Genomic DNA, 13,994 nt, shown 5'->3' with positions numbered 1-13,994 from the left:
TACGCAATTCATCCGCTGCTTTCTGCAATACGCCGGTTCTTCATCACGACCGCGGCTATGCGTAATTATGTTTGCTACTCAATCATCAAACCTTTAACATGAAAAAAATCATCTATCTCGCAGCTGGTGTCGCGCTGCTTTCTCTCGGATCCTGCAGCAAAGACAAGAATGACAAGCCTGATCCGGGTAATGGCGGGGAACGCAAACTGGTGAAAATGACGAAAACTGAAAATGGTCAGGAAACAATCTATAACCTTTCCTATACTGCCGGCAACAAGCTTCAGTCCGTAATCAGCACCGATAACAATGAATCCACCGTGTTTACCTATGATAACGAAGGTAAGCTGATCAAGGTGGAAGAATCTGACAGCGACTTCAAAAATATTTATACCTATACGTACCAGGGCGGGTTGCCATCCACGGGAACTTTCAAAAGCTGGCAGAAGACAGCGGGAGAGCCAGACGAACTGATCGAAGACGACCAGTTGGAATATACCCTGACCGGCAACCAGGTGACGAAGATCAAAACCATTTTCGGTCTGAATGAAGGCGCCTCTGCGGATTTTGTGCTCAGTTACCAGAATGGCAACCTGGCAAAAGTGGCAGTGGATGGCATTTATCATTATGAAGCCCTGTTCACTTACGGTACTAACAAACCGGTTATGCCGCCCGTTTCTACGTTCGTTCTGGACCATGCAGGTTTTTCACTCCAGTTCGTTTCAAAGAATGAGATCAAAACCGCTTCGTGGGATTTTGACGGAACCGAAATGGACTATGAAATCACCAACACTTACACTTATGACGCCAATGGTTATGTGCTGACATCGAGTGACGGTGATGCTACGATCAAATACGATTATCAATAATTTCAACGATATACCCACAGATGTTTGCTAAACTTTAACAGGCATGTAAGCAGCACATTAACATATCATTACTGAGCGGGAGGTTTCAAATCCAGTATTTTTAATTCATAAGTTGGCAACAACATGAAGAAAAAATCACTGGATTTTTTTGGCGCATTGAAAACGCTTATCCTGCCGGCAACACCGGCGACCGTTACCAGGGAACTGGATAACAATGCCATTCTCGGTGAGTTGCTGGCCTGCTTTGACAAGAGTTGTAAAAAGGAATCTGTTGGCAGCAGCCTGCTGTTCAATATGCATTTTGTGATAATTCTTCATCCTGACCGTTATGCAGAGCGGCTTGCTTCCTTCCCTGTAATTGTAAAAGAAGCGGTGAAAGGATTCTACAAAAAACTTAATCTGTATAAGCCTCAATACGAAGAGATCAGTCCGGTTTCCGTGCAATGGCATTTCCGTTTTGGGGAAGGGGAGTTTTTTAACGGCGAGAAAATGCATCCGGATGATATCCAGGTGATCGGGATGCTGACAGGCGGCCGGGAGGCCAGCACACCTGCAGCCGGCAATACGACCAAGGTCACGATGAAAAGCAAGCGGACTAACGTATACGAAAAAATGGATATCAACCTTGACCTTTTACAGCAGGTGAATTTTGTGGATACCGGAAGTTTCAGTGTGCGTTATAGTGCCGATCTCAAACTGGCATCGGGGCCGGCTGCACGAAATAACAGAAACCTGGACCAGGGGATTGCACGCATCAGTTATTACCTCGCCGACAGAAACGAAGATGGGATCTATCTCATGAAGGATAAGGAAATGGTCATTGCCCGTAAGGATCCTGGCAACCAGGCTTACAGCAATTACCTGCTGATCGACTCCGGTTTTGTTTCTGACCCGCATGCACGGATCCGACTGAACGAAAGTACCGGTAGTTTTCAGATCGCGTCTTTCAGCCGCTTCGAGACCAGGGTGAACGAAGTGGTCGTGCCCCGCAGTGATCCCGGGCAGCCACAATGGGTGGAACTTGCCAATGAAAGTCAATTGTTGCTAAATGCCAGTGTAACCTTACATTTTTCGGCGATCACCTGACGCCAGCCATACTATGCCTAACCTGCTGTTCAGCGGCAGCACCCATACCGGGATGCGCCGTAAAGAGAATGAAGACGCCTTTATCTGCCGGACGCTCTGGGGACCGGAAACTTTGTTGCTGGCCGCTATCGACGGTGTAGGCGGATATGCCGGCGGCGCCGTTGCTGCGTTGCTCGCCCGGGAAAGCATTGAACAATACATGCAGGAGCCGAAAGGAGATGTCCTGACCATGCTCAGGGAGGCTGTGGTGTTTGCCAATAATCAGATCACCGCTGCCCGTGAATCCACACCCGCCTATGCTGATATGTGTTGTGTGCTGACCGTGGCAGCTTTTGACCTGCAGTCAGGTCAACTCCATTATGTGCATGTAGGTGATTCCAGGCTGTATCACAATAACAGGAGCAAACTGCACAAGATCACCCATGATCATTCCCTTGTCGGGATGCAGGAGGATGCAGGTGAAATCACGGAACAGGAGGCGATGTCACATCCGCACCGGCATATGATCCTCCGGGAAGTCGGTTCCAGTGTTCACCGGGTAGATGATCCCGGGTTTCTTGACTTCGGGTCCATCACGCTCCAACCGGGCGATGAAATTCTTTTGTGCAGCGACGGACTTTCCGATATGTTGTCAGCATTTGAACTGAGAGCCATTCTGCAACAACCCATTGCCCTGGATAAAAAAGTTGAGAAGCTGATCCGTAAGGCCAATGAAGCAGGGGGGCATGATAATATTACCGTGGTGATGGCGCGGTATCCGGCCGGCAAGCCGAAAAGACCTGCGGGAAACAAAATGACCCAGTCCCGCGCTGGTAACCACCCATCGTCCAATAACCCTTCGGTGGCAGCGCCGGTAGAAACTACCGGTCCGAAAGAACGCCCGTCGCGGCAGGTCTGGTTTATGATTGCTTTATTGGCAGTATTATTGCTGGCGTCGGGGTGGATTTATTTCCATAACGGACATGAACAAGCGCAACCCCCACGCAAAGATTCCATTACTACGATCCCGAAAGACAGTATACGGCAGCCTGTATCCGCAACGGTTCCTGCAACCGATACGCTGGTTATTGAACACGCGCTGAGCAGGGCAGAATGGCAACAACGGCGGGATGCTTCATCAGGGCAACTGGTGCTGATACCGGCTCCGGGTAAAAACCGCCACGCCGCTATTGATCTGAACCGCGATGCCAACAGTGCACCGGATACACTCACGTTTGACCGCGTGACCCTGCGGGGATTCGATACGGGAATCATCAGCAGGATGAATATTTACCTGCGATTAAACAATACGGCATTTGATTCAGTCAAAAACCCGGTAATCATTTCCCATAAGCGCTGACATGCAAACCACTTCTTTTACCCAGTATTTTCCCCAGTACGAGATCATCGGCGAGCTCGGAAGGGGAAACGCGCGGGTACTGAAGGTGCGGCACCGGGATAGTGGTCAGCTGCGGGCGATCAAACATTTTGCTTTTAATACTGACCCGGATACCCTGCGGAGATTCCAGCAGGAATCTGAGATCATGATTGCCATCCAGCATCCGCACATCGTCAAGATTATCGATGTTCACCTTGACGCCGACCTGCCATATGTGGTGATGGAACTGATCGAAGGGGGAGACCTGCGTAAGCATCTCCGCGCGGCAGGCGTATTGCCTGTTGCTGAGATACTCCGGCTGGCAGAGCAGTTGTCGCTTGCGCTGGATGCTATTCATCAGCGTGATGTGGTGCACCGCGATATCAAACCGGAAAATATCATGTATCGCCGGCTGCCGTCAGGCGAATTGCAATACCTGCTGACGGATTTCGGTATCGCAAAATTACGGGAGCAATCCAATACCGTTACCGGATCATCGATGCTTACTTACGAATATGCATCACCGGAACAGTTCACAGATTCCAGGGCAGTGCATGCCGCAACCGATTTTTATTCAATGGGGGTTGTATTATATGAATGTGCAACTGGCAGTGTGCCGTTTGAATATGAGGAAGGCAACCTGTTATTGCATATCAACCAGGTAATCAGTCATCCCGTGGATATGTTTCAGTTGCCTCCCGGGTTTCCGCCGACGCTGAAAAAAATAATTCAGGGTTTATTGGCCAAGCGTGCAACAGAAAGGCTCACTGATTCCGGTCAGCTGAAACTGATGATCCAGGCAGCGCGGCAGGAAATGGCCGATGCGCCTCAGGCACCGGCTCCAGCAGTAACCAGGCAGACCATGGCGGCACCGCAGCGCATCAACCGTTATGGTTACGAAACCATCCTGCCAACATTTTCTGCGGTAAAAGGAACGGTGCAGTTGTTGATGCCTTCCCGGCACCGGTCTGCTTTCTTTCCATTTTTCGTGTTGTTGCTGGTGATGTCGCTCGCGCTGGGAGCCTATTTTGTATGGGGAAGTTTTCTGAAGAAATTTCCAGTTACTGAAAGATTTGTTAATAGTACCCGCGACAGGGATTCTGCACAAAATAATGATACAAAATCCATCGTTCCTGTAAACCATAATGCCCGTCAGGTCCGATATCCCATCCATCCTGTAAAAGACCAGTTTTTTATTGACGATTTCAGTTCTCCCGGCAATGGATGGATCCGGGAAAAGGACGATCAGAAAGAATTCGCATACGAAAATGGCAAATACGTAATCAAGGGATATGACAGCAACTATACTTATCAATCTACCCGCTATTTCGACATCGATCTTAACAAAAACTGGAGTGTAGCCGTAAACATGAACCGGCGGTCAGGCAATGAGCCTGATGGATTCGGGTTGAACTACCTGTCGGATCCGGAAAAGGAAGCATATTATGTTTTCTACATTTCGGCCGATGGTTATTACAAAATCGAAGCGCATCAGAAAGATGATATCAGGGCGCTGGTAGATTGGACAAGAACCTACAATATTCATCCGGAGAATGCCATGAATATGCTGTCAGTTTCCAAACAGGGTTCCTTTCTTTCCTTCTTCATCAATGATGTGAAGGAGATTACGCTTCCTTTTGAGGGGGCGTTCGGAAATGGATTCGGTCTGCGGGTTGACGGCAATCAGCAAGTGGCATTTGACCAATTTATTCTGAGAGGTGTCCGATAAAAACAAGAAATCCTGGTTGCTGCTGGGCATAACCGCAATGGTTGTATTGGGCCTGTTCCTGCGCCTGTATACAGTATTATCGCCACGTTTGGATAAGGCAGCACTTGATCTGCAAAGTAACAATGCGCTGGTGCTTCAGCCCGGTGTCAGCAAAACACAGTTGCAACGTATACTGGACAATGGCAGTTATTGCACAGATGCTGCCGATGTAAAGCTGATCGCGGATTCCCTGAGTGCAAAGCTGGTTGTGAATGGTGTACCGGCGAACCTGGGTGAATTGAATAAGCAGTCGTGGTTCATTGCCGCACCACTGGCGTGGAAGAGTAGTTATGGCGGTACAGACTGGAACGACAGGCTAGCCGCAGCCAGGCAGACACAAGGATTTGATTCTGCACTTTATGTGCAGGAGCGAAAGGGAGGGAGATCATTGGCATCAGTCATTACTGCAGGGAAGGGAAACGGTAAAATCTCCGGCACCGTGCTGATCAATGGTCTGGCTTCAGCAGGTGTACTCGTATCATTACAGGAACATCGCGCAGGCGAGCAGGAGGAGGAAGAAAATAAATTTTATGTACGGACGGATACAGATGGCAAATTCAGTTTTGCCGGCCTGTACCCCGATAGCGGGTACAGCGTGCTTCCTTTAAAACCCGGTTTTGCATTTGGCGGAAGGCAGGGGACGGCTTCCCTCGGGGGAGACCGTTCCTTCACCTTCACCGGGCAACCGCACCGGTTGCGGCTGATCGGCGCTTTGGCCTACGGGCAACTAAAAGAAGACAATGTGCTGCTGGTGCGTTCGCCGGATAGTTTCCGCCGGCAATTCTGGCTCATCGCCGGGTTACTGATCGCCGGTTTCCTGGTGGTACAGGCATATCTCTCCATCCGGCGTATTGAAACAGATCCCCTGATCCTGCCGGTGCTGATGTTACTTACCGGGCTGGCCATACTGATGTTGCTTTGTATCCAGCAGCCATTGACAGATTCACTATTGGCCATGCAAAGCCTGCAGGGATTGCTGGCGGGGCTGCTGGGATTTGCCCTGCTGGCCGGCAGCAATCCGGGAAAATTGTATACGCGATGGTGGTATGATGGTTTGTTTAATTACAAACGGCGGGAGATCTTCGGACTGAAAGGATATACATGGCTCGTTGCTGCGTTGCTGCTGGCCGTTATTACCCTGCTATTCGGAACCGGGCCTGAAGGCAGCGGTGTAAAAGTTAACCTGCGGCTGGCAGGAATTTTGTTCCAGCCCAGTGAAATCACCAAATATTTACTGATCCTGTTTATGGCGGGGTTTTTTGCCGCTAATGAAGATCACCTCAGGCATATTTCGGATAGCCGTAATCGACTTATCCTGGGGTTTTTCATGATGGCCGGCATAGCCATGTTGCTGGCGCTTTACCTGCTGATGGGTGACATGGGCCCGGCGCTTGTTGTCTGTTTCAGTTTCCTGGTATTTCTCAGCATCGCGAGGGGGAACCTTCCCTATACTTTGCTGGCTGCAGTCGTGTATGGCGGATTACTGTATTTCCTGCCGGCATGGATGGGTACCGCGATAGCTTTTGTGTTCAGCCTGCTGCTGCTGACATTCAACGGATCAGCAAAATCTTCGCAATGGTATGGTTCCTTCGCCGTACTGGCAGAGGCGCCGGTGCTGATTTTGGTAGTGATGGCGGCATTTGTATTCGGGGACCAGTTGCCTGGCATCGGATCCAGGCTCGCAGAAAGAAAATCAATGTGGCTGAATCCCTGGAACAATGATGTTTACGGTGGAGACCACCTGGCCCATGCCTACTGGACATTAAGTTCCGGCGGATGGAAGGGCCAGGGGCTGGGTAAAGGATTTCCGAATACACTGCCCGCTGCACACACGGATATGATCCTGCCTGGTATCGGTGAAGAAATGGGATGGGCAGGACTGCTGCTGGTATTCCTGCTGCTCGGGATATTGTTGTACAGGATACTGCTGTTGTCGCGGCGTTCGGGACAGCCCTTCAGTTTCTACCTTGGATCAGGGATTGCTATTGCGACAGGCATCCAGGTATTGCTGATGGGTTGCGGTTCAACAGGACTGTTGCCCCTTACCGGTCTCGCGGTACCATTTCTCAGTTATGGAAAGATCTCACTGATTGTGAATTGTTGCGCACTCGGCGTGATCGCGGGCATTTCAGCAAGATCAGGTACCAGCAAACAACAGGAGCATATCAGTGCGAGATATGACACCGTGATCGTAGCTGCTGTTGTAGGGATCATGACGGGGATTGTTGTGATCCTCGGGAAATTATTTATGGTTCAGATCTCAGACAGAGACCAGTACCTTGTTCAGCAAAGTCGCGTCGTAAACAGGAACGGGGTACCGATTTATAGTTATAATCCCAGGATTGACAAACTTGCCGCGTTTCTGGCAGCCGGCAACATCACGGACAGGAATGGACTGCTGCTGGCCACCAGCCAGAAATCAGCGATCAGGCAACAACGTGACAGCCTTGTAGCCGCGGGTGTTGATGGACTGCAGCTGCAGGCGCTTCAACATCGCCGGCTAAGACGTTTGTATCCTTTCGGTGAAAATCTATTTTTCTGGACAGGAGATTATAACACCCGCCTTTTCTGGGCCCAGCAGAACGGCTATTTTGCCGAAGCCCGGCATCTCAGCGCATTGCGCGGGTTTGAAACACACCCGGTAAAACAGGAACAACTGGCCATGGCGTACCGGCCTGACCGGTTCACCCGCCCCGTGGAAAAATCGGTTGAGCTGGTCCGTTATGATTATTCCGCCCTGATCCCATCTCTCCGGAACGGATTAGATTCTTCCAATAATGCCATCCGGGAGATCCTTCAATCTCCCCGTGATGTAAGGTTAACTGTGGATGCAGCACTGCAGAAGGAAATCGAAGATTCCCTGCAACGCTCTGCCTTTACCGGCAAGCGAATAGCTGTGGTGGTGCTTGATGCTGCATCAGGAGAACTTCTCGCCAGTGCGGTGCATCCCCTGCCGGATCTGAAACACCCGGAACTGCTTGGACTGCCGGATAGGGAAAGAAGGCAGCTTGATTTTCCCGTAACGGAAAGGGATCTCGGCATGACTTATGCGACGGCACCGGGATCTACTGTGAAAATACTGACTGCAATGGCCGCTCTGAATAAAATGGGAACTGCCGCTGCTGCCGAAAAATACAGGGATATCTCCCGTTCGGAAATCTTCCGGGACAATGCAAAAGAACAGGAGCCTTTTGTTCCCCAGGTACCCTTTGTAGATATGCGGGAAGCTATCATTCATTCGAGTAACATCTTTTTTATCCGCATGGCCAATGAACACGACCTTGAAGATGAAATGGCCAGCCTCTATCTTTCTACCGGTATGCGCATCAACCAGACCGGCGGATTTGACTATACCTCTGCACTCGATCCGGAAAGGAAACACGAAACACTCGACAACTGGCACCGGACTGCGCTTAACCATGACCGGAAGCTATTCAACAATCCGGCTAATATCGGGCGCAAAAAACGCTACCTGAGTGATTTCTCCGGTATCGCATGGGGGCAGGGAACTTTGACCGCCACGCCGGTTTCCATGGCGAGGATGGCCGGCGCCATTGCACTTGACGGAAGCATGCAGACATCCCGGTACCTGTCGGAAATCAGTGGCCGTCAACCCGACAAAGTTCCTGCCGCACCGCTTGCCAGGGATAGCAGTTATGCGAGGCTGATCAGGAATTTCATGATTGAACAATCCAATCCTCCCGGCAGGCCGAAGATCAAAAGCGTTCGAGTGGCAGGTAAAACCGGCACGCCGGAACGTATTGTCAAAAGTGAAAAGACTGCTGACGGCTGGTATGTGTTTTTCGCACCTGTTCCGGGCAAGCCATCCGCAACAGTAACCTGCATCCGAATAGAAGAAGGGCTGAGTTCCGCCAATGCTGTGGTGCTGGGCAATACTGTTGCACAGATATTACTGAAAAGAAATTATGTGGAATCCTATTAATCATTTGTCATGAGATCAACTGTCATCCCCGCCGCCGCCGGCTACCGCGATGCTGTGCTGCGATTTATCCTGAAATCACTGCAGCCTTATGTAGATGAGAAATCTGCTGTAGTGGATGGTCTGCGTCTTTATATCCGCTGCGAAGATATGCAGGCAGCGTCGCTGGTGCAGGTAGCGTTGTACCTCGACCGGCCCGGGCATTTTCAGCAGGATATTCTGCAGCGGCATCTGCACAATCATTATATCCACCTGTCTGCCGGATGGTTTTTTGAAGTGCAGGTGACTGAAGAGGCCTTTCCGGAAAATATTATATCAGACGGCCAGTTCGGGCTTGATATTGTGCGGCCGAATCAGGCCTGGGGACAGCCGGGTGGCAAAGCTGTAATCAGAACATTGGTGGGACAAACCGAGCAGACGGAATATCCGCTTGATCCCTCAAGGCAATTGAAATACTATATCGGCAGGAGTCGCGAACCGCGGCTTTCGTCGGGTAAAGTACATCCAAACGATATTGTTTTCGTTGCTGCAGATGAACCGGGTTTCGACAGTGAAAAAGCCAGGGGGAATCTGCAGGTAAGCCGCAATCATGCCATGATCTGTTTTGACCCGCGGTTCAAGAAATTCCTTTTGTATCCCGACAAGGGAGGGTTACCGGAAAGCGGCAATAAGCTGAAGGTTTATACGCAGGACGACAAAGTGCGACAGCTGAATATCGCCGGCGTACCGCATGAATTGCGCGATGGCGATCAGATTGCTTTGGGAGGTGAAGCCATCCTTGTGTTTCTCGAACCCTGATCAGCAACGCTATTTAAGCCGTCCCTGAATACCAGGATACAAAGATTGCACAGGGCTGCTCTGAATGACCTCCTTGGTGGTGGCTTCCAATGCAGATAATCTGCCCTGGAACGCACCACCGGTATCCACATTCCACACATTGCCACCATTCATGGGAACGGTAATACCGTAGTTCAGCGTGGGGGTGTGTCCGACGAAGATCTCCCTGAAATGGGTCAGGCGTTTCGGGTAGTATGGGGAGTCAACGGGAATGTTTTTGTCCAGGCAAGCCGCCATTTCCCATAGGGAGCGGTCCCAATAAAAATTGCTGACATAGGTCTCTTTTGACGGGCCATTGCGACTGGTGTATCCTGCATGGATATATAACCGGTTTTCTTCGTCCACAAAATAAGGCATCATATGGTTGAGGAAATACAGGTGGTTCTTGCGGTCTTTTTCGCGCACTTTGGCATAGCTGCGAATGCTGGCATCACCACCGTGTGACAACCAATCGTCTCCGGTATGTGCACCCTGGAGCCATCCTTCACACCAGGAATCGTGATTTCCCTTGATAAATATACAGGGCTGCCTGGCCTGGAGGGCAATACAGTAAGCCACAACTTCCGCGGAATCCGGCCAGCCATCCACCAGGTCACCCAAAAATATGAGCCTGTCTTCTGCGGCCGGACTGATCCTGTCAATCAATTCTTCCAGTGCTTTCAAAGCGCCATGGATATCCCCTATCACATAAGTTTTCATATCGTCAGTTTCTACGCCAGGCCAAATCTACAACTAAGCCAGCCAAACTTACGGCTGCGAACAGCCGAAGGCAGTGCGCCACCGGACAGTAACCGTATCAATACCGGACAATCATCCTGTTTGTGTGACAAGTAAGCAATTAATTTTCAATGAGTTGGTATTGTGGCCCAAACTTGGCGGACAGTTTAAAAAAATCCCCCATGCCGGTTCGGAACCTGAAATATGCCTGGCGAAGCCTGGTTCGCAATAAATGGAACACTTTCATCAACTCAGGCGGTCTTATCCTTGGATTTACCATCGGACTTGGTGTATTGCTGGCGGTGATCTATCAGTTACAGTTCGACAAATTCCATGCAAAGGGAGGCAGGATCTACCAGGTTTACAATGAATATTACAAGCCCTCGGGAACAGAGTACGGGGTTCAGTTCGGCTATCCTGCCGGACCAGTTTACCTGTCTGATATTAATGCGGTAGAAAAAATGAGCCGGTGGGTACCCGGTGGCTCTAATCTCCGGTTCAACGAACATGAGTCGAACCTGGGCGTGATCCTGGTGGATACCGGGTTCGCAGCTATGTTCAGTTTCCCGGCAGTGAAGGGAAGCCTGGCAGCTTCGCTTCAGCAATTGAACGGACTCGCGATTACGGAGTCGGCAGCAAAAAAGGTTTTCGGACAGGAAGATCCATTGGGTAAAAAAGTACAGTTGTCGAACGGGGAAGTGTTTCTCGAACATACAGTGACTGCAGTACTGAAGGATCCGCCGATGCAGTCTTCGCTAAGGTTCGATGCCCTTGCAAGGGTGGAGAACAGGTCGGATTATGCACAGCAGAAAAACAAATGGGATTACCAGAACCAGTCGGTTTTTGTGATGCTGAAACCAGGTGCCAGCCGGGGTACGGCAGAAAAGCAACTCAGTGAACTGAATCACCGGATACATGCTGAAAGTTACGCGTCCATGAAGCAGGAAGGCTACCTGACCAACGAGCAGGGAGATACCTATGCGACGAAATTGCGGTGCCTGGAAGAGCTGCATTTTTCCAAACAGATAGACGACCATGGGGTAGCCTATACCGAACTGGCAGTAGTGCTGGGTGTGGGATTGATGATCATCCTGATAGCGTGTTTTAACTATATCAACATCAACCTGGCGCAGGCTTTTATACGGGCAAAGGAGATCGGAGTGCGGAAATGTTTGGGTGCAGGAAAATCGCAACTGGTACGGCAGCTCTGGACGGAAAGTTTTCTGGTCTGTTGTGTTGCCTTTGTCGTTTCCTTCGCCGCGCTGCAGTACCTGTTGGATTATTTTGCCGCACGGGGCAATTTCAATATTGCTATGAAGGGAATGTCGATGCATCCGCTTTTTTTAGGGAGTGCTCTGGGATTGTTGGTGCTGGTTTCCTTGCTGGCGGGAGGATATCCCAGCTGGCTGATGTCGCGGTTTCCGCTGGTGGAAACGCTGAAGGGAAAACTGGCAATGAATGGAAAACACCGGCTTCGCAATGGGTTGATTGTTTTTCAGTTTGTGATCGCCTGCCTCATGATCAGCTGTACGCTGGTGATCTACCGGCAGTTTCAACATCTTCAGGCCGCAGACCTCGGTATCAACAAGGAATACCTGATCAGTTTGCCATTGCAGAATGGGAAAAAAGGCCGGGAGACGATCAGTAAGCTTCGTTCGCGGCTGGCGAATTTTCCGGGTATAACAAGCATCAGCGGCTCATCCATCAACCTTGGTCGCGGTCGCGATGGTGTGAGCATGAAGAGTTCCATTGGATTCTCCTACAAAGGCAAACAGATTTTTACCAATATAGCCCAGACAGATTACGACTATTCCAAAACAGTAGGGATCACCCTGATCAACGGCCGGGATTTCGATCAGTCCTATGCCAGTGATACGAATCACAGCGTGCTGATTGCGGAATCTGTGGCGAAGCAGTTTGGTAAAGATGCCGTGGTCGGTGCATCGATACTGGTAGATAGTGCAGCGCCGCGTTGGAATATTGTCGGGATCTTCAAAGACTTTCACCTGTATTCCATGCGCGAGGAAGCTCAACCACTTACATTGGTTATGGAGCCAAACAGCGATATCAATTATTGCTTTGTGAAAACTACGGCACAAAGGGCAAAAGCAACTATGGACCAGCTGCAGGTGGTTATGAAAGCGCTTGAACCCGATGCAGATTTCAGGGGATCATTCGTAGCGGAGAATATTGAGAACTGGTACAAGCAGGAAAAGACAATGTCGCAGATGTTTAGTCTTGCAGCGATCATATCCGTCATCCTGAGTTGTACGGGACTGCTGGCAATGGTGATGCAGGTAACAAGGCAGCGGGTGAAGGAGATCGGGATCAGAAAAGTGCTGGGTGCCAGTACGGAGCAGATCTCGTGGCTGGTTTCAAGATCTTTTCTGAAACTGGTGGGGCTTTCGGTACTGATCGCAATTCCTGTCGCCTGGATACTGATGCATCAATGGTTGCAATCCTTTCCCTATCATATCCGGCTGGAATGGTGGCTGTTCGGCCTGGTGGCACTGACTGCATTTGTTGTGGCGCTGGTTACGATAGCTTTCAACACCTGGAAGGCTGCTACTCAGAACCCCGTAAAAAGCATTAGAACCGAATAATGAAGGTCAGAAATGGTGCACAAGGCCGAGGCCTACAGCGCCGGACTGGTAAGTAGGCATAATGATGGTTTTTACTTCATCAGACTTTTTGTAGAAAGTGCGTTTGATGGTAGGGTATAGCCAATAAGCCAGGCGGGTAGACAGGATGCCTACGCCGGCACCGGCAGCAACATCACCCAGCCAGTGTTTATTGTTATACATACGCAGGTAACCGGTGGCTGTTGCTGCAGCATAACCCGCAACACCATACCAGGGAGAAACATCCTTATATTCCTGGCGAAGGAATTCAGCAGAAACGAATGCCGTTGCGGTATGTCCGGAAGGAAAAGAAAAATTATTTGAACCATCAGGACGCATCTCGTTGGAGAAACTCTTAACACCACAGAAAACGCCGGCGGAAATAAGATTGGCCATTCCGTATATGATCGTGCGATCTTTAAAATTGTGTTTGCCTTTCACGCCCGCGGCATTCAAAACATATACGGCGACAGCGGGTGCAAATACGAGGTAATTGTCTATACTGGTTTTGCTGTGGGGATTTTCTGTCCACACTTCCTCTTTTATTTTTTCATTGACCTGATGCAGGCCATCACTTTTTGTTGATGTTACCCCATAAGCAATCAAAATACCCGGCGCAATAAAGGCCGAGGCAGGAATGCGTGGACGCAATTCCGCAGCATTCCAGTTGATCGGTGGATGTTGTGGCAGGGTGGTGTCGCCCATATACTTTCTGGCAGGGCCCTGTTGTGCTTTGCAACAGGTTATGCCAGCCCAGCAACAGGCAAGGGTAATCAGGGTTCTCTTCATGTGCGGCAATTCA

General features: G+C 50.2%; 9 protein-coding genes. 7 read left to right on the top strand and 2 right to left on the bottom strand.

The window, feature by feature from the left end; genetic code table 11:
- The first annotated feature begins 98 nt into the window (after positions 1-98).
- The 6 genes from FPE01S_RS00365 (at position 99) to FPE01S_RS00340 (ending at position 9,815) form a co-directional block, all read left to right on the top strand.
- A complete protein-coding gene (locus FPE01S_RS00365; RefSeq protein ID WP_046366991.1) occupies positions 99-866 on the top strand; it encodes a hypothetical protein in 768 nt (255 codons plus the stop codon).
- 123 nt (positions 867-989) lie between these two features.
- Positions 990-1,952 carry an FHA domain-containing protein gene (locus FPE01S_RS00360; protein ID WP_046366990.1) on the top strand — a complete coding sequence of 321 codons (963 nt, stop codon included), beginning with the start codon at positions 990-992 and terminating at the stop codon, positions 1,950-1,952.
- Between the two features lie 13 nt (positions 1,953-1,965).
- Complete coding sequence (locus FPE01S_RS24515; RefSeq protein WP_052955408.1) at positions 1,966-3,291, top strand: PP2C family protein-serine/threonine phosphatase; 1,326 nt, start codon at positions 1,966-1,968, stop codon at positions 3,289-3,291.
- 1 nt (position 3,292) lies between these two features.
- The gene (locus FPE01S_RS24510) at positions 3,293-5,038 is read left to right on the top strand and encodes a serine/threonine protein kinase (protein ID WP_052955407.1); all 1,746 of its coding nucleotides are present in this window, start codon (positions 3,293-3,295) and stop codon (positions 5,036-5,038) included.
- Complete coding sequence (locus FPE01S_RS00345) at positions 5,028-9,020, top strand: FtsW/RodA/SpoVE family cell cycle protein (protein ID WP_245623915.1); 3,993 nt, start codon at positions 5,028-5,030, stop codon at positions 9,018-9,020. Before FPE01S_RS24510 ends, FPE01S_RS00345 begins: the two co-directional genes overlap by 11 nt.
- Positions 9,021-9,029: 9 nt before the next feature.
- Entirely contained in the window at positions 9,030-9,815 is a 786-nt protein-coding gene (locus FPE01S_RS00340; protein WP_052955406.1) for an FHA domain-containing protein, read from the top strand.
- A gap of 9 nt (positions 9,816-9,824) precedes the next feature.
- Here the strand turns inward: FPE01S_RS00340 and FPE01S_RS00335 are convergent, their stop codons facing one another.
- The gene (locus FPE01S_RS00335) at positions 9,825-10,553 is read right to left on the bottom strand and encodes a metallophosphoesterase family protein (protein WP_046366989.1); all 729 of its coding nucleotides are present in this window, start codon (positions 10,551-10,553) and stop codon (positions 9,825-9,827) included.
- Positions 10,554-10,753: 200 nt separating this feature from the next.
- Between FPE01S_RS00335 and FPE01S_RS00330 the strand changes: the two genes are divergently transcribed.
- Positions 10,754-13,174 carry an FtsX-like permease family protein gene (locus FPE01S_RS00330; RefSeq protein ID WP_046366988.1) on the top strand — a complete coding sequence of 807 codons (2,421 nt, stop codon included), beginning with the start codon at positions 10,754-10,756 and terminating at the stop codon, positions 13,172-13,174.
- Between the two features lie 6 nt (positions 13,175-13,180).
- On the opposite strand, the gene FPE01S_RS00325 is transcribed toward FPE01S_RS00330, so the two are convergent.
- Positions 13,181-13,981 (bottom strand): phosphatase PAP2 family protein, encoded by an 801-nt coding sequence (locus tag FPE01S_RS00325; RefSeq protein ID WP_052955404.1) that lies wholly within the window; start codon positions 13,979-13,981, stop codon positions 13,181-13,183.
- Positions 13,982-13,994: the final 13 nt, after the last annotated feature.

The sequence above is a fragment of the Flavihumibacter petaseus NBRC 106054 genome, assembly GCF_000974785.1.
Taxonomy (GTDB): domain Bacteria; phylum Bacteroidota; class Bacteroidia; order Chitinophagales; family Chitinophagaceae; genus Flavihumibacter; species Flavihumibacter petaseus.
This window is presented reverse-complemented; position numbering and strand designations above follow the sequence as displayed.